At 73.8% G+C, this 21936-nt stretch carries 23 protein-coding genes and 1 tRNA gene; 13 read left to right on the plus strand and 11 right to left on the minus strand.

Annotation, left to right across the window (positions count from 1 at the left end; genetic code table 11):
- Positions 1–48: 48 nt before the first annotated feature.
- On the plus strand, positions 49–1407 hold the full coding sequence (locus tag ABD080_RS03295) for a M20/M25/M40 family metallo-hydrolase (RefSeq protein WP_264450975.1): 1359 nt from the start codon (positions 49–51) through the stop codon (positions 1405–1407).
- Positions 1408–1425: 18 nt separating this feature from the next.
- Here ABD080_RS03295 and ABD080_RS03300 read toward each other — a convergent pair whose 3' ends face one another.
- Positions 1426–2103, minus strand: coding sequence for a TetR/AcrR family transcriptional regulator (locus ABD080_RS03300; RefSeq protein ID WP_264450976.1), 678 nt, complete (start codon positions 2101–2103; stop codon positions 1426–1428).
- Positions 2104–2196: 93 nt separating this feature from the next.
- On the opposite strand from ABD080_RS03300, the gene ABD080_RS03305 reads away from it, so the two are divergent.
- Positions 2197–2469: an HPr family phosphocarrier protein gene (locus tag ABD080_RS03305; protein ID WP_137769138.1), complete on the plus strand. Its 273-nt coding sequence runs from the start codon at positions 2197–2199 to the stop codon at positions 2467–2469.
- 18 nt (positions 2470–2487) lie between these two features.
- Here ABD080_RS03305 and ABD080_RS03310 read toward each other — a convergent pair whose 3' ends face one another.
- Positions 2488–3738 carry an MFS transporter gene (locus tag ABD080_RS03310; protein ID WP_343903635.1) on the minus strand — a complete coding sequence of 417 codons (1251 nt, stop codon included), beginning with the start codon at positions 3736–3738 and terminating at the stop codon, positions 2488–2490.
- A gap of 188 nt (positions 3739–3926) precedes the next feature.
- Positions 3927–4014, minus strand: a tRNA-Ser gene (locus ABD080_RS03315).
- A 107-nt stretch (positions 4015–4121) separates the two neighbouring features.
- On the opposite strand from ABD080_RS03315, the gene ABD080_RS03320 reads away from it, so the two are divergent.
- Positions 4122–6284, plus strand: coding sequence for a S9 family peptidase (locus tag ABD080_RS03320; RefSeq protein WP_343903636.1), 2163 nt, complete (start codon positions 4122–4124; stop codon positions 6282–6284).
- Between the two features lie 83 nt (positions 6285–6367).
- Here ABD080_RS03320 and ABD080_RS03325 read toward each other — a convergent pair whose 3' ends face one another.
- Genes ABD080_RS03325 through ABD080_RS03335 form a run of 3 tightly spaced genes read right to left on the minus strand, consistent with a single transcriptional unit; the run spans position 6368 to position 8977 of the window.
- Positions 6368–7219, minus strand: coding sequence for a MetQ/NlpA family ABC transporter substrate-binding protein (locus ABD080_RS03325; RefSeq protein ID WP_343903637.1), 852 nt, complete (start codon positions 7217–7219; stop codon positions 6368–6370).
- A gap of 37 nt (positions 7220–7256) precedes the next feature.
- A complete protein-coding gene (locus ABD080_RS03330; protein WP_264450980.1) occupies positions 7257–7964 on the minus strand; it encodes a methionine ABC transporter permease in 708 nt (235 codons plus the stop codon).
- Positions 7961–8977 carry a methionine ABC transporter ATP-binding protein gene (locus ABD080_RS03335; protein ID WP_168197986.1) on the minus strand — a complete coding sequence of 339 codons (1017 nt, stop codon included), beginning with the start codon at positions 8975–8977 and terminating at the stop codon, positions 7961–7963. Before ABD080_RS03335 ends, ABD080_RS03330 begins: the two co-directional genes overlap by 4 nt.
- A gap of 84 nt (positions 8978–9061) precedes the next feature.
- Between ABD080_RS03335 and ABD080_RS03340 the strand changes: the two genes are divergently transcribed.
- From ABD080_RS03340 to ABD080_RS03360, 5 genes are all read left to right on the plus strand, one after another.
- Positions 9062–9589: an SRPBCC domain-containing protein gene (locus tag ABD080_RS03340; RefSeq protein WP_343903638.1), complete on the plus strand. Its 528-nt coding sequence runs from the start codon at positions 9062–9064 to the stop codon at positions 9587–9589.
- Positions 9590–9679: 90 nt separating this feature from the next.
- Positions 9680–10591 (plus strand): ABC transporter ATP-binding protein, encoded by a 912-nt coding sequence (locus ABD080_RS03345; protein WP_343903639.1) that lies wholly within the window; start codon positions 9680–9682, stop codon positions 10589–10591.
- A gap of 29 nt (positions 10592–10620) precedes the next feature.
- Entirely contained in the window at positions 10621–11361 is a 741-nt protein-coding gene (locus ABD080_RS03350; RefSeq protein WP_343903640.1) for an ABC transporter permease, read from the plus strand.
- A gap of 48 nt (positions 11362–11409) precedes the next feature.
- Complete coding sequence (locus ABD080_RS03355) at positions 11410–12621, plus strand: sensor histidine kinase (protein WP_343903641.1); 1212 nt, start codon at positions 11410–11412, stop codon at positions 12619–12621.
- A complete protein-coding gene (locus ABD080_RS03360) occupies positions 12618–13241 on the plus strand; it encodes a response regulator transcription factor (RefSeq protein ID WP_137769147.1) in 624 nt (207 codons plus the stop codon). The genes ABD080_RS03355 and ABD080_RS03360 overlap by 4 nt, the downstream gene beginning before the upstream one ends.
- Positions 13242–13252: 11 nt before the next feature.
- On the opposite strand, the gene ABD080_RS03365 is transcribed toward ABD080_RS03360, so the two are convergent.
- From ABD080_RS03365 to ABD080_RS03375, 3 genes are all read right to left on the minus strand, one after another.
- Positions 13253–14557, minus strand: coding sequence for an ATP-binding protein (locus ABD080_RS03365; protein ID WP_343903642.1), 1305 nt, complete (start codon positions 14555–14557; stop codon positions 13253–13255).
- A 115-nt stretch (positions 14558–14672) separates the two neighbouring features.
- Entirely contained in the window at positions 14673–15134 is a 462-nt protein-coding gene (gene tadA, locus ABD080_RS03370) for a tRNA adenosine(34) deaminase TadA (protein ID WP_137769149.1), read from the minus strand.
- Positions 15135–15153: 19 nt separating this feature from the next.
- The gene (locus ABD080_RS03375; protein ID WP_343903643.1) at positions 15154–15696 is read right to left on the minus strand and encodes a dihydrofolate reductase family protein; all 543 of its coding nucleotides are present in this window, start codon (positions 15694–15696) and stop codon (positions 15154–15156) included.
- Positions 15697–15753: 57 nt separating this feature from the next.
- Here ABD080_RS03375 and upp point away from each other — a divergent pair, with 57 nt between their 5' ends.
- From upp to ABD080_RS03390, 3 genes are all read left to right on the plus strand, one after another.
- Positions 15754–16392, plus strand: a complete 639-nt coding sequence (gene upp, locus ABD080_RS03380) for a uracil phosphoribosyltransferase (RefSeq protein ID WP_137769151.1) — start codon at positions 15754–15756, stop codon at positions 16390–16392.
- Entirely contained in the window at positions 16392–17045 is a 654-nt protein-coding gene (locus ABD080_RS03385; protein WP_343903644.1) for a class I SAM-dependent methyltransferase, read from the plus strand. Before upp ends, ABD080_RS03385 begins: the two co-directional genes overlap by 1 nt.
- 189 nt (positions 17046–17234) lie before the next feature.
- Positions 17235–17522: a DUF1540 domain-containing protein gene (locus ABD080_RS03390; protein WP_137769153.1), complete on the plus strand. Its 288-nt coding sequence runs from the start codon at positions 17235–17237 to the stop codon at positions 17520–17522.
- Positions 17523–17627: 105 nt separating this feature from the next.
- Here ABD080_RS03390 and ABD080_RS03395 read toward each other — a convergent pair whose 3' ends face one another.
- The gene (locus ABD080_RS03395; RefSeq protein WP_343903645.1) at positions 17628–17840 is read right to left on the minus strand and encodes a hypothetical protein; all 213 of its coding nucleotides are present in this window, start codon (positions 17838–17840) and stop codon (positions 17628–17630) included.
- Positions 17841–18030: 190 nt separating this feature from the next.
- Here ABD080_RS03395 and ABD080_RS03400 point away from each other — a divergent pair, with 190 nt between their 5' ends.
- Positions 18031–18777, plus strand: coding sequence for a winged helix-turn-helix domain-containing protein (locus ABD080_RS03400; RefSeq protein ID WP_343903646.1), 747 nt, complete (start codon positions 18031–18033; stop codon positions 18775–18777).
- 624 nt (positions 18778–19401) lie between these two features.
- On the opposite strand, the gene ABD080_RS03405 is transcribed toward ABD080_RS03400, so the two are convergent.
- Positions 19402–20172: a protein phosphatase 2C domain-containing protein gene (locus tag ABD080_RS03405; protein WP_137769155.1), complete on the minus strand. Its 771-nt coding sequence runs from the start codon at positions 20170–20172 to the stop codon at positions 19402–19404.
- 150 nt (positions 20173–20322) lie between these two features.
- Here ABD080_RS03405 and ABD080_RS03410 point away from each other — a divergent pair, with 150 nt between their 5' ends.
- Positions 20323–21933: a chromosome partitioning protein gene (locus ABD080_RS03410; RefSeq protein WP_343903647.1), complete on the plus strand. Its 1611-nt coding sequence runs from the start codon at positions 20323–20325 to the stop codon at positions 21931–21933.
- Positions 21934–21936 lie beyond the last annotated feature (3 nt).

Consider the following 21936-nt stretch of genomic DNA (forward strand, 5'->3'; position numbering starts at 1 on the left):
CGGGAGCACGTCCGAACCCGCCGGCCAGCACCTCCAGGAGCCCCCTCCATGCCCATCGCCGATCCCACCGCCGCCGAGCTCGAACAGCTGCAGGACGAGGCGGTGCGGCTCACCCAGGAGCTCATCCGCATCGACACCTCGAACTTCGGCGGGAACGATCCGGAGACCTGGGGCAAGGGCGAGACGGAGGCCGCCGACCACGTGGTCGCGCAGCTGCGCGAGGTGGGGCTCGAGCCGGAGGTGTACGAGTCCGCGCCGGGCCGGCCGACGGTGGTCGTCACCCTCCCCGGTGAGGACCGCGAGCGGGGCGGGCTCATCATCCACGGCCACCTCGACGTGGTCCCCGCGCGGGCGGAGGACTGGAGCGTGGACCCGTTCGGCGGGGAGATCCGCGACGGGATGCTCTACGGCCGCGGCGCCGTGGACATGAAGGACATGGTCGGGATGATGCTCGCGCTCGTCCGTCACATCGCCCGCACGGGCGCCACTCCCCCGCGGGACCTGCGCCTGATCTTCTTCGCGGACGAGGAGAACGGCAGCGTGTGGGGCGCGAAGTGGCTGGTCGCGGAGCATCCCGAGCTGTTCGAGGGGTACACCGAGGCGATCAGCGAGGTGGGCGGCTACTCGATCACCCTGCCGGAGCAGGCGACCGGCGAGGACGTGCGCGCCTATCTCGTGCAGACGGCGGAGAAGGGCTACGCGTGGGGCCGGCTGCGGGCCACGGGCCGGGCCGGCCACGGCTCCGTGCCCAACGACGAGAACGCGATCGTGCGCCTTGCGCGGGCGATCACCGCGATCGACGAGCACGAGTTCCCGATCGAGTACGTGGCGAGCGTGCGGGCCCTGTTCGACGGGGTCACCGAGATCACCGGCACCGCCTGGGACGAGGAGGACGTCGACGCGTTCCTGCCGCTGCTGGGCGGGGCGCGGCAGTTCGTCACGGGGACCCTGCGGGACTCCGCGAACATCACCCAGCTCGACGCGGGATACAAGGTCAACGTCATCCCGCAGACGGCGGAGGCGGGCTTCGACGTACGCTACCTGCCCGGGCACCTCGACGAGGTGCTCGACCTGCTGCGCGAGCTCGCGGGGGAGCACGTCGAGGTCGTGATCGACAACCTCGGCGTCGACACCGACGCCCCGCGCGAGGGCGCGCTGTACGACGCGATGGCGGCGGCCCTGCAGGCGGAGGACCCGGGCTCGAAGGTGCTGCCGTACTGCCTGAGCGCGGGCACCGACAACAAGCCGCTGACCCAGCTGGGCATCGCCGGCTACGGCTTCACGCCGCTGCAGCTCCCCGCGGATCTCGACTTCGCGCCGCTGTTCCACGGCATCGACGAGCGGGTGCCGGTGGACGCGATCCGCTTCGGCGCGCGGGTGCTGCTGCGCCTCGTGCGCGACTGCTGAGGCGCGCGGGCGGGCCGGTCAGGCCGTCGGCGCCGCCGTCGGCCCCGGCTCGTCGTCGACGCGCACGGGGACCTCGGGGATCGGGTCCTCGGGGCCGACGCCCGTGAACCAGGGCGGGAGGACGCGCAGCAGGATCGTGAGCAGCTCCCGCGGGTCGAGCTCCTCCCCGGCGAGGGCCTTCTCCTCGGTGTCCAGCAGCCACGCGGCGATGACGTGGATGTAGCCGCCCGCGAGGAAGCGGGACATCTCCCGCTGCGGGAGGTGCGAGGGCACCTCGTCGCCGAGCACCTGGAAGGCGTACTCGAAGAGCTCGGCGTAGATCCGCACGAGCCCCATGTAGGGGCGCTGGGTGAACTTCCAGTCGATCGCACCGCGCAGGAAGGCATGGTGCTCGACCACGTAGGCGGAGGTCACCGCGGCGGAGTACTGGACGATCTCCTGCACGCTGCGGCCCTGGTGGAACAGGGCGACCGTCTCGACGCGGATCCCGTCGAGCAGCTCGTGGACCATCGCGCCGATGAGGTCGTCGAGGCCTCCGAAGTGGCTGTAGAAGGCGGCACGACTGACGCCCGCCCGCTTGGCCAGTGCGTTGACGGTGACCTCGCCGTCCGCGGCGCTCAGCTCGCGGGCGGCGGCGTAGATCGCTGCGCGGGTACGGGCCGGACGGGGGTCCGGGGCGCGCTCATCGGATGCCATTCGCACATCGTAAGGCCGGTTCTTGGGGAACCGGGACAGGGCGCGACGGCGGTACCCTTTCCCGGACCGCCGCAGCACAGAGAGGCACTGCCGATGGCACAGCGCACCGTGAGGATCGCGAGCACGAGCGGGCTCCACGCCCGCCCCGCCGCGATCTTCTCCCAGGCCGCGACGGAGCAGTCCGTCGAGGTCACCGTCCAGAAGCAGGGGGGCGACGCCGTCCCGGCGCGGAGCATCCTCATGCTCCTGACGATCGGCGCCGACCACGGCGACGAGGTCACGCTGCGGGCCGAGGGCGAGGGCGCCGACGAGGCCGTCGACGCGCTCGCGGCGCTGCTCGAGAAGAACCTCGACGAGGAGTACTGAGCCCACCCTCACGAGCGGTCAGGCAGTGCGCGGACGCACCCGGATCGCCGCGAAGCCGACGACCGCGACGAGCGCGGAGCCCGCGCCGAGCAGCATGGCCGAGTCAGGGCCGCGCGCGTCGACGATCGCGCCGCCCACGACCGCGCCGATCATGATCGCGATCTGGAAGGCCGTGACCTGCAGCGCCACGGCGGACTCGACGCGCGTGGGCTCCGTCGTGGCGACCCACAGCTGGGTGAGCACGGGGACCATGTTGAAGCTGACGCCCCAGGCGACGACCGCGAGGGCGAGGACGGCCGTGTGCTCGGTGAGCGCCATGCCCACGAGGGCGAGGGCGAGCAGGGAGAGCGCCGCGACGAGCGCGGGGCGCAGGCGGCGGCTGCCCCAGCCGCCCAGCAGGTTCCCGGCGAGACCGCCGAGGCCCCAGGCGAGCAGCAGCACGGCGACCGCGGAGGCGTCGACCGCCTCGATCGCGACACGGATGTACGGGTAGGCGGCGAAGTTCGCGAAGGCCGCGACCATGATGACCGCGACGCCGGCGACGAGGCGGCGGTTGGCGAGGGCCGCGCGCATCATGGCGAAGCCCGCGCCGGGCGAGGCCGGGACCCGCGGCAGCAGCAGCGCGAGGATCACGCCCGCGAGCGCGGTGACCACGGCGACGAGCGCGAACACGGCGCGCCAGCCGATCACGTCGCCGAGCACCGAGGAGACGGGCACGCCGACGATCGTCGCGGTGCTCGTGCCGAGGGCGACGGTCATCGAGACGAGCGGGCCGCGACCGGTGACCTGCACGCCGACGGGGAGCGCGAAGGACCAGAAGCCGGCGATCGCGGCGCCCAGCAGCACGCGGGCGAGGAGCACCACGGCGAGGCTCGGCGCGATCGCGACGACGAGGTTGGAGAGGACGGCGAGGCCCAGCAGGGCCAGGAGCACGGTGCGACGGTCCGCGCGCGGCACGATCGAGGCGATCGTGGGGGCGGTGAGGGCACCGGCGAGGGCGGTCGCGCCGACGGTGAGCCCCGCACGCCCCTCGGTGACGGAGAGGTCCGCGGCCATGCCGGGCAGCACGCCCGCGGGGATGAACTCGGCGCTGACCAGCGCGGCGGTCCCGGCGGAGAGCGCGAGGGCGATGACCACGGGGTGGCGGGTGCGGCCCGCGGCGGCGTCCTCCGTGAGGGCGCCGGGCATGATCACGGGGACCTCGAGGGTCGTGGTGGGGACGGCGGGAGCGGGGGTGCCCGTCTCGCAGGAGGAGGGGGACGATGCCATGGGGAAATCCTCCACCCGGAGGTTCCGTGCTGGCGAGACCCCCGGACCGCTCTGGTGACGGGCACCACGACCACGCTCCGGGACGCGCTTGTCCGCCTCACGAGACCGTCGCGGTGCCCGGACACGACGAAGGCCCCCACCGTGCGGTGGGGGCCTTCGCGGACCGGGACGGCGTCCCTGGTCACGAGCGGTAGCGGCGGGATTTGAACCCGCGGTACGGGGTTACCGTACACATCATTTCGAGTGATGCACCTTCGGCCGCTCGGACACGCTACCGCCGATCACCCTACCGGCCCGCCCGCCCGCCGTTCAATCCGTCCTCCCCACCTGCGAGCGGGCTCACAGCGCACCACCGCCCGCGCGCCGCGGATAGGCTCGCCGTCATGACCTCGACCTCCACCGCCCCGGGCGCCGCCGCCGGCCCCGACGCCCCGCGCCCCGCCCACCGCGAGACCCTCCGCACGCACCACGGGGACACCGTCACCGATCCCTTCGAATGGCTCCGTGACAAGGAGGACCCCCAGGTCATCGCGCACCTCGAGGCGGAGAACGCCTATGCGGACGCCCGCACCGCGCACCTCGCGGGCCTGCGAGAGGAGCTCGTGCAGGAGTTCGTGGGCCACACCCAGGAGACCGACCTCTCCGTCCCCGTGCGCCGCGGCGACTGGTGGTACATCACCCGCACCACCGCCGGGGACGACTACCCCGCCTTCACGCGCGTCGCCGAGTCGCCGGAGCTGCCCCGCGGCGCGGGCGGCGTGCCCGCGATCGAGCCCGGGGAGCTGCTGCCCGGCGAGCAGATGCTGCTCGACGCCCAGGCCGCCGCGAAGGACGCCGAGTTCTTCTCGCTCGGCGGCCTCGCCCCCTCCCCCGAGCACGACCTGCTCGCCCACGCCGTGGACCTCGCGGGCGACGAACGCTTCACGATCGTCGTCAACGACCTCACGACCGGGACCGTGATCGACGAGTCCGTCACCGGCACCGGCTACGGCCTCGCGTTCTCCGCCGACCAGCAGTGGATCTTCTACGCCCGCGTGGACGACGCCTGGCGCCAGCACCAGATCTGGCGGCACCGGATCGGCGGCGACCCGTCGGCCGACGACCTCGTGCTCGAGGAGCCCGACGAGCGCTTCACCGTCTGGTTCGAGCGCTCCCGCGACGGGAAGGCCCTCGTGCTGCAGTCGAGCTCGACGACGACCGCGGAGGCCTGGATCCTCGACCTCGCCGACCCGACGGCCGCCCCGCGCCCCGCGGGCGGGCGCCGCGACGGCGTCGACTACACGGTCGAATGGGCCGGTGACCGCCTCCTCGTCGTGCACAACGACGGGGTGGAGGGCTTCGCGCTGGCCGAGGCGCCGCTCGACGCCGCGGACTCCTCCGCCTGGACGCCGCTGCTGAGCGCCGGGGAGGGCGAGCGCCTGCTGGGTGTCGAGTCCTTCGCCGGCTGCGTCGCCCTCGAGCTGCGCGCGGGAGGCCTCGCCGCGGTGCGCGTCATCCCCCGCCGGGCCGACGGCTCCCTCGACGTCGAGGCCGCCTGGGACGTGGATGACGGCGGGGAGCTCGACGTGGTCGAGCTCGACACGAACCCCGCCTGGGACTCCCCCGCCCTGCGCTACCAGCTCACGAGCCTGCTCACCCCCGCGACGGTCGCCCAGGTCGACGTGGCCTCCGGGGAGCGCACCGTGCTGCGCCGCACCCCCGTGCCCGGATACGACCCCGAGCTGTACCGCGAGCAGCGGCTCTGGGCGACCGCCGAGGACGGCACCGCCGTGCCGATCTCCCTCGTGGCCCGCACGGACGTGCCCGCGGACGGCACCGCCCCCGGCTACCTCTACGGCTACGGCTCCTACGAGGTGAGCATCGACCCGTCCTTCGTGCCCACGCGCCTGTCCCTCCTGGACCGCGGGCTCGTCGTCGCGATCGCCCACGTGCGCGGCGGCGGCGAGATGGGCCGCGACTGGTACGAGCAGGGCAAGATCCTCGCGAAGAAGAACTCCTTCTCCGACTTCGTCGCCGCGGCCGCGCACCTCGTGGACCAGGGCCTCGTGGCGCCGGACCGGCTCTCCGCGGAGGGGCGCAGCGCCGGTGGCCTGCTCATGGGCGGCGTCGCGAACCTCGCGCCGGAGCGCTTCCGGGCGATCATCGCCGGCGTGCCCTTCGTCGACGCGCTCACCACGATCCTCGACCCGAGCCTGCCGCTCACGGTCGGCGAGTGGGAGGAGTGGGGCAACCCGCTCGAGAGCGAGGAGGTCTACCGGTACATGAAGGAGTACACGCCCTACGAGAACGTGCGCGCCGTCGAGTACCCGGCGATCTTCGCCTCGACCTCCCTCAACGACACCCGCGTGTTCTACGTCGAGCCGGCGAAGTGGGTCGCGCGGCTGCGGGAGACGGTCACCTCGGACCAGACGGAGCGGCCGATCCTCTTCCGCTGCGAGATGGTCGCCGGGCACGGCGGCCGCTCGGGCCGCTACCGCAAGTGGGAGCAGCGGGCGGACGAGCTCGCCTGGCTGCTCGACCAGCTCGGGGCGACCGCGCGGGTCTGAGCGGGCCCGTGACGTCCGGAGGGCCCGCCTGCAACTGCAGGCGGGCCCCCCGTGGTGGCGCGTCGGAACGATGTCCGCGCCGATCAGAACGCCGGGATGACCGAGCCGTCCTTGTAGGTGTCCGTGATGAAGGTCTTGACGTCCTCCGAGTGGAGGAGGTCGTCGAGCTTCTTCAGGGCCGCGTTGTCCATGTCCTCGGTGCGCACGGCAAGGAAGTTGGCGTAGGGGTTGCCCTCGCCGGCCTCGAGCACGAGCGCGTCCTCGGAGGGGACGAGGTCCGCCTCGATCGCGTAGTTGCCGTTGACGACGGCCGCGTCGTAGTCCGCGAGCGTGCGGCCGATGAGCGCGGCGTCGACCTCGGAGAAGGTGAGGTTCTTGGGGTTCTCGGCGACGTCGTCCGGGGTGGCCTCGGTGGGCTCGATGCCGTCGGTGAGGGTGATGACGTCGTTGTCCGCGAGCAGCGCGAGGGCGCGGCCGCGGTTGGTCGGGTCGTTCGGGATCGCGATCTCGCCGCCGTCGGGCAGCTCGTCGATGCTCTTCAGCGCGTCGGAGTACAGGCCCAGCGGCTCGATGTGCACGCCCTCGAAGGCCGTGATCTCGTAGCCGTTCTCCTTGATCTCGGTGTCGAGGTACGGCTTGTGCTGGAAGTAGTTCGCGTCCACCTCGCCGTCGGAGAGCAGGCGGTTGGGGACCTTGTAGTCGGACTGCTCCTGCAGGTCGAGCTTCAGCCCGGCGCCCTCGGCGAGGTTGTCGGAGACGAACTGGAGGATCTCCAGGTGCGGCTTGGGGGTCGCGGCGACGCGGATCGTGGTGACGCCGCCGTCGGAGGCGAGGGAGTCACCGTCGGAGGAGCCGCCGCCGCAGGCGGCGAGGCCGGCGGCCGCGAGGCCGACGCCGGAGACGGCGAACAGGGAGCGACGGTTCAGGATGCTCATGAGGGGTGGACCTTCCGAGGAGGGGTGGGGAGGGGGCTCAGGCGGTGCGGGCGCGGTGGTCGACGGCGCGCCCGAGGCGCGAGCCGATCCACTGCACGGCGATGACGATGAGGACCAGCAGGATCACCGTCGCGACGATGATCTCGGTCTGGTAGCCGGTGTAGCCGCGGTTGTAGGCGAGCTGGCCGAGGCCGCCGCTGTTCACGGAGCCGGCCATCGCGGTGTAGCCGATGACGGCGATCGTGGTGGTGGTGATCGAGCCGATGATGCCGGGCAGCGCCTCGGGGATCAGCACCTGGCGGATCACCTGCCAGCGGGTCGCGCCCATCATCTGCACCGCCTCGATCTTCCCGGCGGGGATCTCGCGCAGGTTCAGCTCGAACAGCCGCGCCGCGAAGGGCACGGAGGCGATGACCAGGGCGAGCATCGCCGCGTTGGGGCCGGTCGAGCGGCCCAGCAGCAGCTGGCTGAGCGGGATCAGCGCGATGATGAGGATGAAGAAGGGGAACGAGCGCAGCACGTTCACGACGAAGCCCACGACCCGGTTCGCGGCGCGCACGGCGGGGCGCGGCGAGGATTCGGTCTCGAAGAGCGCGACGCCGAGCGGCAGCCCGAGCAGCACGGTCAGCACCATCGTGCCGGCCGTCATGTAGAGCGTGACGAGGATCGACCACCAGAGGCTGCCGGTGCCGGTCCACTCGGTGAAGGCGCGGTTCTGCGCCCACTCCTGCAGGGTCTCGATCATGCGGCCACCTCCCGGGCGACGACGCCGGCCTCGGTGAGCTCGGCGGTGAGGGCGGCGAGGAGCTCGGGCCCCGCGGGGCGGCCGTCGGCCCCGCGCAGCGCGAGCTGCACGCGACCCACCTGGCGGCCGCCGATGGTCTCGATGGTCCCGGCGACGATCTGCGCCTGGGCGCCGTGGCGCTCGGCGGCGCGCACGAGGTCCTCGCTCGTGCGGAGCGTGCCGGAGTCGCCGTAGTCGCAGGTGAGGATCGTGCCGACCACGCCCGTGGGCACGGGCGGCAGCGGGATCAGCTCGCCGGAGAGCGGGCCGTGGGGATCCGCGGCGACGTCGACGAGGTCGCCGGTCTGGGTGACGCGGCCGTCCTGCAGCAGGGTCACGGTGTCGCAGACCTCGCGGACCACCGCCATCTCGTGCGTGATGATGACGACCGTGATGCCGAGGCGCTCGCGGAGGTCCGCGAGCAGCCGCAGGATCTGGCGGGTGGTGCCGCCGTCCAGGGCGCTCGTGGGCTCGTCGCACAGCAGCACCTTGGGCTCCGCGGCGAGGCCGCGGGCGATGCCGACGCGCTGGACCTGGCCACCGGAGAGCTGGGCGGGGTGGTTGTGCTCGCGGCCGGAGAGGCCCACGAGCTCCACGAGCTCGGCGACGCGCGCCTCGCGCTGGGCGCGGGGCACGCCGGCGATCTCGAGCGGGTGGGCGATGTTCTGGGCGGCGGTGCGGGAGTCCAGCAGGTTCGCGTGCTGGAACACCATGCCGAGGTTCCGCCGCGCGCCGCGCAGGGCGGCGCCGTCGAGGGCGGCCACGTCCGTGCCGTCGATCTCGACGCGGCCCGAGGTGGGCTTCTCGAGGCCGGTCAGGCAGCGGATGAGCGTGGACTTGCCCGCGCCGGAGCGGCCGACGATGCCGTGGATGCGGCCGGCGTCCAGGTGGAGGTCGATGCCGTCGAGCGCGACGACGGGGTCTCCGCCGCCGGGGGCGGGGAAGACCTTGCGCAGTCCGTCGAGAGTGATCACGTCAGGCAGTGAAGCATCCAAGCGCCCCTTTCCGGCACCCCTGTTCATACGGAGAAACGAAGTTCACAGGACTACCCTCGGCCCATGAGCGACCACCTGCCCCGCTTCGGCGACGCCCCCGCCGGCCCCTCCTCGACCCTCGATCCGGACGGTCGCCTGGCGATCCGTCGCCTGCTCCCCGGCACCGTCGAGGACGCCTGGAGCGCCCTCACCGACCCGGCGCAGACCGCGACCTGGTTCGGCACCTGGCGCGGCGACCCCGCCACGGGGATCGAGGTGCAGATGGACGCCGAGGAGGGCCGGCCGTGGATGGAGGCGAGGGTCCACGTGTGCGACGGCCCGCGGCGGCTCGAGCTCGAGACCGGGGAGGCGGGAGACCCGTGGGTCCTCGAGCTCACGGTCGAGGAGGCCGGCCCCGGGTGGACGGCGGTGACGCTGCGCCAGCGGGTCGCGGAGGCGGAGGCCGCGGAGATGATCGGCCCCGGCTGGGAGTTCTACCTCGACCGCCTGGTCGCCTCGCGCACGCGCGGGGACGTGACGGCCATCCGCTTCGAGCCGGACTACGTGCCCGGGCGCTGCGACCACTTCCGGGCGCTGTACCCCGCGACCTGAGGAATGTCATGACCGGGGCGTGAGGATCGCACCGGAGCCGATGACCGGGCGCCCTGCCGCCCCGCCGCCCGCGGCGGCAGGCTGGTCCCCATGACGAACAGCACCGCAGACCCCGTCCTCTCCGCCAGGGGGCTCACCCGCCGCTACGGCCGCGGCGCCTCCGCCTACACCGCCGTCGACGGCATCGACCTCGAGGTCCGCCGCGGCGAGCTCTTCGCCCTGCTCGGCACCAACGGCGCCGGGAAGACCTCGACCCTCGAGGTGCTCGAGGGCCTCGCCCCGGCGAGCGCCGGCACCGTGAGCGTCCTCGGCATGGACCCCGTGGCGGACCGCCGCGCGGTGCGCCCCCGCCAGGGCCTCATGCTCCAGAGCGGCGGCTTCCCCGCGGACCTCACGGCCGCGGAGGCTCTGCGCATGTGGACCTCGACGCTCTCGGCCCCGCGCCCCGTCGGCGAGCTGCTGGCCGCCGTCGACCTCACCCACCGCGCCGGGACCCGCATCTCCTCCCTCTCCGGCGGCGAGGTGCGGCGCCTCGACCTGGCCTGCGCGATCGCCGGGGACCCCGAGCTGCTCTTCCTCGACGAGCCCACGACGGGCCTGGACCCCGAGTCCCGCTCCCGCGCCTGGGAGCTCGTGCGGGGCCTCAAGGAGCAGGGCACCACGATCGTGCTCACCACCCACTACCTCGACGAGGCGGAGTCCCTCGCGGACCGGCTCGCGATCATGCACCAGGGCCGGATCGTCCGCGAGGGCACGGTGGACGAGGTCGTCGCCGGGCACCCCTCCCGGATCCGCGCCGACCTCCCCGAGGACGCCCCGCTCCCGCCGCCACTGCACGGGGAGGCCGTGCTGCGCGGCGGCCGGCTCGAGGTCTCCACCGAGTCCCTCGCCGATGACCTCCACACGCTGCTCACCTGGTCCCGTACGGAGCAGGTCCCGCTGCGCGGACTCGACGCGCGCGCCGCGAGCCTCGAGTCCGTGTTCCTCGCCCTCGCCTCCTGACCCCTGCCCCACCCACGGAAGGACCTCCCATGCCTGCCATCGTCGGCCTCTCCCGCGCCGAGCTCACGCTCCTGGTGCGCAACCGCACCCAGCTCTTCCTCGCCCTCGCGTTCCCGCCCGCGATCACGGTCTTGTTCGCCGCGCTGCTCAAGGACCAGCAGCTCGCGCCCGCCCAGCTGATCCCCCTGCTGGGCGCCCAGTTCGTCATCGCGCTCGTGTTCATCGTCTACTACAACCTGCTCTCCACCTATGTCGCGCGGCGCCAGGAGCTCGTGCTGAAGCGCCTGCGCACCGGCGAGGCCTCGGACGCGACCGTGCTCGCCGCGGCCGCCGTGCCCGCGCTCGCGATCGCCGCCGTCATGACCGTGCTCATGACCGTGCTCGCGATCGTGCTCATGGACCTGCCGCTGCCCGAGCGGCCGGTGCTCGTCATCGCCGGGATCGCCGCGGGCGCGCTCGTCATGGTCCCGTTCGCCCTGCTCACCGCGAACCGCACCCGCACCGTCGAGGCGGCGGGCGTGACCTCCCTGCCCGTGATCGCCCTGCTCGTGATCGGCGCCGGCGCGATCCCCACGGACGGCCTGCCCGAGGTCGCGCAGCGGGCGATCTCCCTCATCCCCTCGGCCGCGATGGACGACCTGCTCCAGCTCGGCTGGCTCGCGGAGGATCCGTGGTCCGCGGCGCTGAAGCCCCTCGGCGTGCTCGTCGCCTGGCTCGTGCTAGGCCTGTGGGCGGTGCGGCGGGAGATGCGCTGGGAGCCGCGCGGCTGATCCGGCCCGGAACACCTGCGGACCGCCTGACCTGAGAGGATGACCATCATGACGCGGACGATCGAGGGGAAGGCGCCGGGCGTCGGCCGGCCGTGGGAGGTGTTCCGCGACTACACCATCTGGTCCGTCGCGCTCCTCGTCGGCTCCATCCCGGCGCTCGCCGCGCTCTTCCTCCGCGCGGCCGGCGAGGGCGTCCCGGGGACCGTCACGACCGTCGCCCTGGTGGGGGTCTCGACCGTGCTCTGCAGCGTGGCCGGGTGGCAGGTGACGGCCGCCTGGGCCCGGCGCCCCGCCGCTCCCGGCCCGGCCGGCTCCCTCCCCCGCGTGGGCTGGATGCGCGGCCCGCTGCACACCCTGGTCCTGCCCGTGCTCCCCGCCATCGCCTCGCTCGTGGTGCTCGCCCTCGGTGCGACGACGGTGAACGTCGCGGTGGGGTGCGTAATCGGCGGGGTCTCGACGCTCGCCCTGCGCGTCCCGTGGACCTGGGCGGGCGGCGCGATCACCGTGGCGGCCCTGCTCATGGTGCCGCTGGGCCTCTCGCTGTTCGCCGCGGTGATCCTCGCAGTCGTGCTCACGAGCCTCGTGGGCGCGTGCCGCAGCTCCCTGTGGCTCGCCGCCCTGGTGCGCGAGCTGGACCTCGCCCGGGTCGCTCAGTCGCGGCTCGCGGTCGCCGAGGAGCGGCTGCGCTTCGCCCGCGACCTGCACGACGTCACCGGCCGGGACCTCTCCGCGATCGCCGTGACCGGGGAGCTCGTCGCCCAGCTGGTCGAGCGGGGCGATCCGCGGGCGGCCGAGCACAGCCGGGAGGTGGCCCGGATCGCCCGCGGCTCCCTCGCCGAGACGCGGGCGCTCGTACGCGGGTACCGCGAGGTGGACCTCGCCGCCGAGCTGCGGGGCACGGTGTCGCTGCTCCGCTCGGCCGGGGCGTCGGTGACGGTGATCGGCGGGGCGGAGGACGTCCCCGCCGCGCTCGCGGAGCCCGCCGCCTGGGTGCTGCGCGAGGGCGGCACGAACGTGCTGCGCCATGCGGACGCCCGGTCGGTGCGGATCCGCCTGGGCGGCGACGGCGTCGAGGTCGACAACGACGGGCTGCGCCCGCAGCCGGAGCGGGCCGAGCAGGAGGAGCACATGGAGGGCAGCGGGATCACGGGCCTGCGGGAGCGCTTCGGCGAGCGTGCGCGCATCACCGCGGGCCGGGAGGGCGAGCGCTTCGTCCTCCGCGCCGCGTTCACGGGGACCACGGAGGCGAGGGAGCGATGACGGAAGGGATCGAGAGGACCACGGTGATCCTGGTCGACGACGAGCACCTGATCCGCTCGGCGCTCGCCACGATGCTCTCGCTCGAGGAGGACCTCGACGTGGTCGGCGAGGCGTCGAGCTGCGCCGAGGGCGAGGCGCTCGCGCGGCGCCTTCAGCCGCAGGTCGCGCTGCTGGACCTGCAGATGCCCGACGGCGACGGCCTCGAGCTCGCGCGGCGGGTCGCGGCGGTCTCCCCCGCCACGCGGGTGCTGGTCGTGACCTCGCACGCGCGGCCCGGCTACCTCAAGCGCGCCCTCGCCGAGGGGGTGCTGGGCTTCCTGCCCAAGACCGCGGCCGCCGGGGAGCTCGCCGCCGCGGTGCGGACCGTCGCCGCGGGCCGCCGGGCGATCGACCCCGAGCTCGCCGCGGAGACGATCTCCTCGGGCGACTCCCCGCTCACCCCCCGCGAGGCCGACGTCCTCGAGTACGCGGCCGACGGCGCCCCGGTCGACCAGATCGCCCGCCGCGCGCACCTCGCCGAGGGGACGGTGCGCAACTACCTCTCGAGCGCGCAGGCGAAGCTGCAGGCCGCGAACCGGCACGAGGCCGCCGCGATCGCTCGCCGCCACGGCTGGATCTGAGGGCGGCGGCGCTACAGCCGCCCGAGCGCCTCGATGTCCTCGAAGAAGTCGGAGACGACCTCCGCGCTCACGGTCGGGCGGAGGCCGGAGAGCGCCTCGAGGTAGTCCGCGGTCGACGGCCCGGACCCCTGCTCACCGTCGGACGGCGCCTCGACGGCCCGCTCGAAGGCGCGCTGGGCGGCACGGCGGGCGCCGTGCTCGATGTCCGCAGGGGTGAGGCCCTCGCTCGCCGCGACGAGCGCCTCGAGGTCCACCTCGGCGGCGACCGCGGGCGGCACGTAGCGGCCCCAGATCGCGTGCCGGGCGGCGGCGTCGGGCAGGCCGATCGGGAGCACGAAGTCGAAGCGGCCGTGGCGCAGCAGGGCGCTGTCGAGGGAGCGGATGAAGTTCGTGGCGCAGATCAGCAGGCGGTCGTCCTGGTCGCGCACGGCGGGGATGATCTTCAGCAGCTCGTTGGTCACGCCCTGCGTGGGCGAGGGCGGGTCGCCCTTGCGGTGGGAGGCGATCTCCTCGACCTCGTCGATGAAGACGACGGCCTTCTCGAGCTCGGAGATCCGCGAGAAGGTCTCGCGCAGGGCGGAGGCGAGCCCGGCCGGGTCCCCGCCGAGCCGCGAGGGGATCACCTCGACGAAGGGCCACTGCAGGCGGGAGGCGACGGCCTTCGCGAAGGTGGTCTTGCCGGTCCCCGGCGGTCCGAAGAGCACCACGGCCCGCGGCGGCACCACGCCGAAGCGCTCGGCGACCTCGGGCTGCGAGAGCGGCATGACGAGCCGGCGCTCGAGCAGCTCCTTCTCCGCGGTCATGCCGCCCACGGCGTCCCAGGCGCCGCGGGGCAGGATCCGGCCGCCGAGCTCGCGCAGCAGGGCGAGGTCCCGCGCCTGGACGGGGATGCGGCGCTCGGCGTAGCGCAGCTCGTGCTCGAGCGTGAAGCCGGCGCCCGCGAGCACGTCCCGCGCGAGCGGGTCATCGGCGGGGACGAGGCTGCACAGGGTCGCGATGCCGCTCAGGGCGAGGCGCCGCTCGAGGGCGTCCAGGAGGGTGCGGCCCAGGTCGCCGTCCCGGTGGTCCGGGTGGACGCCGAGGTAGACGATCCAGCCCTGCTCGTGGGCGGCGCGGCCGACGGCGGCGCCGAGCAGCGGGCCGTCCTCGTCGGCGAGGGCGACGACGGCGACGTCGGCCTGCGCGGAGGCGAGGACCTCGGAGAGGCCGTAGACGGGTTCCCGCTCGCTGACGTCCGCGGCGCGGGTCGCGTCCCAGAGGGCGACCAGGCGGCCCAGGTCGTCGGAGCGGATCTCGCGGATGATCGGTGCGGCCACGGCGGGTCCCCTGTCCTCGGCGGCGGGGCCTCGAGCCCGCCGGTGAGCTGGATCACAGGCCAGGATCGTACGACACGGGCGGCGGGCGGCCCGGCGGCGTCCCGCGGGCGGGACCTCAGCGCCGGCGGCGCGCGCGGAAGAACTCCCGCAGCAGGTCCCCGCACTCCTGCCCGCGCACGCCGGTCGTGAGCTCGACCCGGTGGTTCAACCGCGGCTCGCGCACGAGGTCGTAGAGGGAGCCCGCGGCGCCGGCCTTGGGGTCCATCGCCCCCACGACGACCCGCTCCACGCGCGAGAGCACGATCGCCCCGGCGCACATCGTGCACGGCTCGAGGGTGACGACGAGCGTGCAGCCGGTGAGGTTCCAGCGGCCCTGCACACGGGCGGCCTCGCGCAGGGCGAGCACCTCGGCGTGGGCGGTGGGGTCCTCGTCGGCCTCACGGCGGTTGCCGGTCACGGCGAGCACCTCGCCGCCGGGGCCGACGACAACGGCGCCGATGGGGACGTCCGCCGGCTCGCGGTCCGCGGCGGCGCGCGCCTGGGCCAGGGCGAGGCCCATCAGCTCGTCGTCGGTCATGGGACCATCCTCCCCCGTGTCAGGAGCGCGCCTCCACCACCCGGTACCGCGCCTCGAGGAAGCCGGCGTTGCGTCCGGTCTCGAGCAGCTCGAGGTCGAACCGTCCGCCCAGCAGCGGCTTCCCCGCTCCGAGCGTGACCGGGGCGATCGAGACGAACAGCTCGTGGAGCATCCCGGCCCGGGCGAAGGCGGCCGCGAGGTCCCCGCCGCCGACGATCCAGACGTCCTTCCCGCCGGCGGCCGCCTCGATCGCGACGCGGTGCTCGGCGGGCGGACCGGAGACGACCGTGATCCCCTCCGGGACCCCCGCGGGAGCACGATGCGTGAACAGGAAGGTGGGCTCGGTGTAGACCCAGGCGCCCTCGACGGCACCCTCGTGCGCCTGCACCCAGTCGTAGGTGGAGCGCCCGGTGACGATCGCGCCCACGTCGGCGATGAACGCGTCGTAGGGCAGGACGCTCTCCTCCCCGGTGGGCTGGGACAGCAGCCAGTCGAGGCTGTCGTGCTCGTCCGCGAGGAACCCGTCGAGGGTGACGGCCGTGAAGAAGCGGTAGCGGGTCATGGTAACGAGTATCCGGTCGATGCCCGACGTCCGGGAGCCTCCGGTAGATTCGCCCCCATGCGCACCCTCGAGATCGATCATCCCCTCGTCGCCCACAAGCTCACGGTGCTGAGGAACAAGGAGACCCACTCCTCGGTGTTCCGCCAGCTGGCCGACGAGCTCGTGACGCTCCTGGCCTACGAGGCGACCCGCAACGTCGCCGTGGCCCCCGTCGAGCTCGAGACCCCGGTGACCCCGATGACCGGCACGAAGCTCGCGAACCCCAAGCCGATGGTGGTGCCGATCCTGCGCGCCGGCCTCGGCATGCTCGACGGCCTCACCCGCCTGCTGCCCACCGCGGAGGTCGGCTTCCTCGGCATGGTCCGCAACGACGAGACCCTCGAGGTCACGACCTACGCGAACCGTCTCCCGGACGACCTCTCCGGCCGCCAGTGCTTCGTGCTGGACCCGATGCTCGCGACCGGGCACACGCTCATCGCGGCCGTCGACTACCTCCACGAGCGCGGCGCCCGGGACATCACCTGCGTGACCCTGCTCGCCGCGCCCGAGGGCCTCGCCGCGATGGAGGCGCAGATCGATCCGGCGATCGACCTGACGATCGTCACCGCCTCGATCGACGAGAAGCTCAACGAGAAGGGTTACATCGTCCCGGGCCTCGGCGACGCGGGCGACCGCCTCTTCGGCGTCGTCGACTGATGACGCACCCCTCCCCCCACCCGGACCGCTCCCCGCTCGAGCACTGGGAGGAGCGCTACGGCTCCGCCCCGATCTGGTCGGGGAAGGTCAACGCGACCCTGGCCGACGTCGCCGCCGCGTGGACCCCGGGCCGCTCGATCGACCTGGGCTGCGGGGAGGGCGGGGACGTCCTCTGGCTCGCCGAGCACGGCTGGGACGCCCTGGGCCTGGACCTCTCCCCCACGGCGATCGGCCGCGCACGCGAGGAGGCCGCCCGCCGGGGCGCCGCGATCACCGGTCGCGCCCGCTTCGAGGCGCAGGACCTCTCCGCCTGGGAGCCGGCGGCGGGGAGCGCGGATCTCGTGACGGCGTCCTTCCTGCACTCCGACGTCGCGCTGGACCGGACGGGCATCCTGCGCCGGGCGGGCAGCGCCGTCACCGCGGGCGGACGCCTGGCGATCCTGTCCCATGCGGCGCCGCCGCCGCGGTCCGCCGCCCTGCACGAGGGCCACGGCCCGCGGATGCTCGGCGCGGCCGAGGAGCTCGAGCTGCTCGCCCCCGCGGAGGAGGACTGGGAGGTCGAGGTCGCGGAGGACCGCTCGCGCCCGGTGACCGCACCCGACGGCTCCCCCGCGGCGCTGCCCGATGCGCTGATCGTCCTGCGCCGGCGCTGAGCTCTGCGGCAACCTGCACGGATTCCCGCAAGATCGATCTTTTCAAAAAGGTCACCGTTTTCTATTCGGAGAATGTTTCCGAATGGACGCAGGCAATGCATTCCTTCCTGGAATTCTCGGCGGAACGGGTCCACACTGGCGCCAGCGCCCCCGGCGCGATCCGCAGCACCGCCACCCCCAGGAGGACCCATGACCGCCGTCGACATGCCCCGCGTCTCCGAGTGCACCGTCTCGGGATGCTCCTACAACCACGAGCACGCCTGCGGCGCCTTCGCCGTGACCGTCGGCCAGGACACCTCCTGCGCGACCTTCATCCCGCTGGACGTCAAGGGCGGCCTCAGCAAGGTCGTCACCCAGGTGGGCGCCTGCCAGAAGGCGGACTGCATCCATAACCAGGACCTCGAATGCACGGCGGAGTCCGTGCGCGTGGGCGCCGGCGCCGACGCCGCGGACTGCCTCTCCTACGAGAAGCGCTGAGCGAGGTCCCAGACCCCCTGCCGCGACCCCCGCACCTCCCCCTGCACGCCCGCCGTCCCCACCCCGGGGACGGCGGGCGCTGTGCGTCCGGGCCTGCGTGACACTTCAGGCTCCAGGGAACTCACAGTTCAGAGCCCTTTTGACCCTCTCGCGGTCCCGGAATGTGAACAGCCCCTTGCTCACGGGGCGGCTTCCCGGCATGCTTCCTGGCATGTCATCGATCAGCACGCGCACCGTAGTGCGCCCCGCGCCGGCCGCCCTCCGGGCTGCCCGCGCCATGATGTGCTCGATGATGATGATGTGCATGATGATGCGCATGATGCGCCGTCAGCCGAGCCTCTGATCGCTCGAGACACCCACGGGGTCGGCTGACAGGAGCCGGCCGGAAGGCGCGGGCTCCAGGTGCCCCCGGGAGTACAGCCCCTTCGATCCGCCACCGGCAGGATCACGCAGGGATCCCGGATCCACCACCCGCCGCGCACCGCGCCGCACCCTGGAGATCCGCATCATGACCATCGCCCTCGATCGCCCCGCCACCCTCGGCCCCACGCATGCCCGCCCGGTCACCGGCCGTCCGCTGCAGCGGGCCGCCGCCCCCGTGGAGGACGGCGTCACCATCACCCTGACCCTCACCCTCCCCGCCGGCACCGGTGACGTGGAGGCGGCGCTCATCGCCGACGAGCTCCGCAGCCACGCCCAGCGCCAGACCGCGACCCGCCAGGGCCGCACGTCGGTCTCGGTGAACAGCCCGCACACGTTCCGCGCCACGGGCGCCGTGCGCTCGCTCCCGCCGCGCCGCACCGGCGAGGCGGCGATCAGCCCGCTGCGTCCCCGCCGCGGCGGGGTCGTCTCGCCCAACTCCCCGGCCCGCCGGGACGCGGAGGCCGCACGCCGCCGCGCCCTGCAGGCCACGGCCGTGAGCCCGTCGAGCGCCTCCTCCGCCCCGGACGACTCGCTCATCGCGGACCTCTACGGCCGCCGCGTGCGGATCGACGGCACGGACGTCGACCTCACCTACAAGGAGTTCGAGCTGCTGGCCCATCTCGCACGCAACGCGCGACGCACCGTCTCCCGCGAGGAGCTCATGGAGACGGTCTGGGCCGGTGCGCCCGAGGAGACCGGTGAGCGCACGGTGGACGTGCACGTGCGTCGTGTGCGCACCAAGCTCGGTCGCTACCGCAAGCTCATCTCGACGGTGCGCGGGGCGGGCTATCGCCTGGATCCCGGCAGTGACGTGAGCATCCTCGGCGCCTGAGCGCAGGACGACGGCGGCCGCCCCGGGATCGGGTCCCGGGGCGGCCGCCGTCGTGGCTCGCGCGCGTGCGCGACGGGGTGGAGAAGAAAGAGATGAGCGGCCCGGAGCGCTCAACCGCACGAGGCGGGGGCTCACGGACCGCTCATCAGGCCTGTCGTCCGTCAGGGGTGGGTGCGGGCGAACAGGCAGGACGGGCAGCCAAAGGTGGGGGAACCTGGCACAGAGCCCGTCCGGCCGCTCCCCATGAGGGGGGTCCTGAGAAGCGGCACATCTATGAAGCTATCACCGGGGGCGCCGCGGAGGAGCCCCCTCGAGCAGTTCGTCCCGGATCCTCCGGGGCCTCCCCCGAAGACCCCTCCGGGCCGTCCGCTCGGTAGCGAGTCTATGCCCCTCCGCGCCTCGTGACAACGCATGACGCCGACATGTTTTCGCAGGTAGCACCCAGTAACTGAGAAAACGTTGAAAAAGTGAGCAGCCGCCCGGACTCGTGGGCAGTCGTCAGAAACGACGCCCGGCCTGGACTCCTCCCGCTCTGCCGAGCCCTCGGCGGGGCCGGCCGCCCGGGACGCCCGCGGGCGCGGCGTGCCCTTCGCCACAGAGGGCGATCGTCCCGGCTGTGGGCGCTCAGGCCTCGTCGAGGCCCTCGAGCACCAGGAGCGTCGCGTCGTCGTGGATCTTCCACTGGCGGCGCGCGGGATCGAGCCCGAGCTCCGCCTCCCGGATCCGGTCGAGCAGAGCCTCGGGATCGGTGCGCAGCGCCGCGGCGAGGCCGTCGTCGTCCACGAGCCCCAGCAGGTCCACCGCGCGCGTGACCCCGTCGGAGACGAGGTGCACGCGGTGCAGGTCCGCGAGCGGGACGGCGCCCACGAGCGCCTCCCCCGCCGCCTCCACCTCGTGCCGCGCGACCCAGAAGCCGCCCGGGGCGTTGCGCAGCGACTCGACCACCTCCGGGTCACGGTGCGCGCGGACCGTCTCCTCGACCCGCTCGTCGCTGATCCGCTCGATCGTGCCGTCGGCGCGCTCGAGCAGGACGGAGGAGTCCGCGAGGACGAGGTGCTCGAGGAGACCCTTGCGCACGCGCACGGCGAGCACCGTCGCGGAGGGGCCACCGCGGTCCAGATCGCACGTGCCCGCGTGCAGCGCGGCGACCTCGCCGATCGCGCGGGCGAGGCTGCCCTGCAGGTCCGCGCCCTCGTCCTGAAGGGCGAGCAGGAGGCGGGCGGTCAGGGTGCGGGCGTACCAGGCCACCGAGTGGGAGCAGCCGGCGCGGAACCGGGCCGGCATCCCGGCCCCGTCGATGAGCACGGCCGCGGCGCCGAGCACCCCGGCCACGTCCTCGTTCGGACGCTCCGGGTCCTCGGGGGCGGCGGCTCGGGTCAGGAGGCGGGCGCGCATGGCGTCACGCTAGCCGACGGCCGCGGGAGTGGCGCCGTCCACCATCGGCGCCCCGGGCGGGCACGCGGGGGCCGGGCGCCCGTACAGTGGTGCGGTACGCGTGTCGCGCCGTCCGGGCGCCGGCCGTCCGGACCTGGGAAGGGACCATCGATGATCGCGCAGGCGCGGATCACCTCCGACACCTCTGCCACCGTGCATCTCCCCGCGGGGACGGTCGAGCTCGAGGGCGAGGATCTGGTGGAGATCCGGTCCCGGGTCAAGCAGGTCTTCATCACCGCCGCCCAGGAGGCCGACGCCCCCGTCGACGTCGTCATCGTCGAGCCGGACGTGCACCACCACCTGCGGGTCGAGCCCTCGGGCCGGATCACCGGCCGCGAGGCGGACGACCGCCCCTTCTACGGCCCCTCCGCCGACACCCCCCTCGAGGCCCCCTCCGCCGCGGAGACCACGGGTCAGCACGCCGCGATCGGCTCCCCCGCGACCGACGAGCACCCCGCCCTGGACGAGGACGGGAGCGTGCGCCCCAGCCGCGCCCACCGCCGCCGCGCCGCCGCGCTCCCGCCCGCGGGAGACCAGGACGGCGAGCACACCACCGCCTCCGCGGCCGACGCCCCCTCGCCGTGGGCCCCCGCCGCGGCGCGCTCCGCGGCGTCGGCTCGTTCGGCCGCATCGGCGGGCTCGGCTCTGTCGGCCGCATCGGCGAGCTCCGCGGCGCCCGCGCCGTCGGCCGTCCCGGGGCGCCCCGCCGCGTCGACCACCGCCGCCCCCACGGCCGCCCCCGCTCCCGCCGCGCGCCCGCTCCCCTCCGTCACGGCCGCCGCCGCCTCGCGACCCACGCTGCAGGACCTCCAGTCCTCGACAGCGAAGGGCGTGCACGTCAAGGCCGCGCAGGGATGGCAGGGCACGCTCACCAAGCTCACGGGCGGCCGGATCTCCCCGCGCCCGGGTCGCAAGGAGCGCCTCGAGCACGAGCGCCTCGAGCGCATCCGCCGCCCCCTCGAGGGCCCCCGCAACATCGCGGTGGTGAACCTCAAGGGCGGCGCCCACAAGACCACCTCCTCGCTCATGATCGCGGCGACGCTCGGCGTGACCCGCGGCGGCAACGTGCTGGCCTGGGACAACAACGAGACCCGCGGGACGCTCGGCTGGCGCGGCGTGCCCACGGACCACCACCGCACCGTCGTCGACCTGCTCCACGACATCGAGAGGATGCAGGGCCCGCACGCGAGCGCCGCGGATCTCGACCCCTACGTGCGCCCCCAGGGCGGCATGCGCTTCGACATCCTCGCCTCGGACGAGGACCCGGGCTCGATGGCCTCGATCGACGCGGAGGCGTTCAGCGAGCTCAACGACTCGCTCTCCCGCTTCTACCGGATCAAGGTCATCGACACCGGCAACAACGTGCGCGCCTCGAACTGGCTCGCCGCCGTCGAGAACGCGGACCAGCTGGTCATCGTCTCGACCGTCCGCGAGGACACCTTCAACGCGGCCGCCTGGATGATCGACGAGCTGCGCGCCACGGGGCTCGCCGGCCAGGTCGACCACGCCGTGACGATCCTGTCCCACGGCTCCGCCGGGAAGTTCGACCCGACCCTGCGCAAGCGCCTGCTCGCGCACTTCGGCGCGCACACCCGCGCGGTCGTCGAGGTGCCCTTCGAGAAGCAGTTCGTGGACGGCTCGCACCTGGACTGGTCGCGGATCCACCCGCGCACCAAGGACGCCTGGCTCGACGCGACCGCGCTCATCATCGACGGCCTCTGAGCC

Origin of the sequence: Brachybacterium rhamnosum (assembly GCF_039526185.1) — a bacterium.
GTDB lineage: Bacteria > Actinomycetota > Actinomycetes > Actinomycetales > Dermabacteraceae > Brachybacterium > Brachybacterium rhamnosum.

Excerpts from the sequence above, each read along its gene's own strand:
- ABD080_RS03295 (WP_264450975.1), top strand. The coding sequence starts at position 49 with ATGCCCATCGCCGATCCCACCGCCGCCGAGCTCGAACAGCTGCAGGAC.
- ABD080_RS03300 (WP_264450976.1), bottom strand. The coding sequence starts at position 2,103 with ATGGCATCCGATGAGCGCGCCCCGGACCCCCGTCCGGCCCGTACCCGC.
- ABD080_RS03305 (WP_137769138.1), top strand. The coding sequence starts at position 2,197 with ATGGCACAGCGCACCGTGAGGATCGCGAGCACGAGCGGGCTCCACGCC.
- ABD080_RS03310 (WP_343903635.1), bottom strand. The coding sequence starts at position 3,738 with ATGGCATCGTCCCCCTCCTCCTGCGAGACGGGCACCCCCGCTCCCGCC.
- ABD080_RS03320 (WP_343903636.1), top strand. The coding sequence starts at position 4,122 with ATGACCTCGACCTCCACCGCCCCGGGCGCCGCCGCCGGCCCCGACGCC.
- ABD080_RS03325 (WP_343903637.1), bottom strand. The coding sequence starts at position 7,219 with ATGAGCATCCTGAACCGTCGCTCCCTGTTCGCCGTCTCCGGCGTCGGC.
- ABD080_RS03330 (WP_264450980.1), bottom strand. The coding sequence starts at position 7,964 with ATGATCGAGACCCTGCAGGAGTGGGCGCAGAACCGCGCCTTCACCGAG.
- ABD080_RS03340 (WP_343903638.1), top strand. The coding sequence starts at position 9,062 with ATGAGCGACCACCTGCCCCGCTTCGGCGACGCCCCCGCCGGCCCCTCC.
- ABD080_RS03345 (WP_343903639.1), top strand. The coding sequence starts at position 9,680 with ATGACGAACAGCACCGCAGACCCCGTCCTCTCCGCCAGGGGGCTCACC.
- ABD080_RS03350 (WP_343903640.1), top strand. The coding sequence starts at position 10,621 with ATGCCTGCCATCGTCGGCCTCTCCCGCGCCGAGCTCACGCTCCTGGTG.
- ABD080_RS03355 (WP_343903641.1), top strand. The coding sequence starts at position 11,410 with ATGACGCGGACGATCGAGGGGAAGGCGCCGGGCGTCGGCCGGCCGTGG.
- ABD080_RS03360 (WP_137769147.1), top strand. The coding sequence starts at position 12,618 with ATGACGGAAGGGATCGAGAGGACCACGGTGATCCTGGTCGACGACGAG.
- tadA (WP_137769149.1), bottom strand. The coding sequence starts at position 15,134 with ATGACCGACGACGAGCTGATGGGCCTCGCCCTGGCCCAGGCGCGCGCC.
- ABD080_RS03375 (WP_343903643.1), bottom strand. The coding sequence starts at position 15,696 with ATGACCCGCTACCGCTTCTTCACGGCCGTCACCCTCGACGGGTTCCTC.
- upp (WP_137769151.1), top strand. The coding sequence starts at position 15,754 with ATGCGCACCCTCGAGATCGATCATCCCCTCGTCGCCCACAAGCTCACG.
- ABD080_RS03385 (WP_343903644.1), top strand. The coding sequence starts at position 16,392 with ATGACGCACCCCTCCCCCCACCCGGACCGCTCCCCGCTCGAGCACTGG.
- ABD080_RS03390 (WP_137769153.1), top strand. The coding sequence starts at position 17,235 with ATGACCGCCGTCGACATGCCCCGCGTCTCCGAGTGCACCGTCTCGGGA.
- ABD080_RS03395 (WP_343903645.1), bottom strand. The coding sequence starts at position 17,840 with ATGCGCATCATCATGCACATCATCATCATCGAGCACATCATGGCGCGG.
- ABD080_RS03400 (WP_343903646.1), top strand. The coding sequence starts at position 18,031 with ATGACCATCGCCCTCGATCGCCCCGCCACCCTCGGCCCCACGCATGCC.
- ABD080_RS03405 (WP_137769155.1), bottom strand. The coding sequence starts at position 20,172 with ATGCGCGCCCGCCTCCTGACCCGAGCCGCCGCCCCCGAGGACCCGGAG.
- ABD080_RS03410 (WP_343903647.1), top strand. The coding sequence starts at position 20,323 with ATGATCGCGCAGGCGCGGATCACCTCCGACACCTCTGCCACCGTGCAT.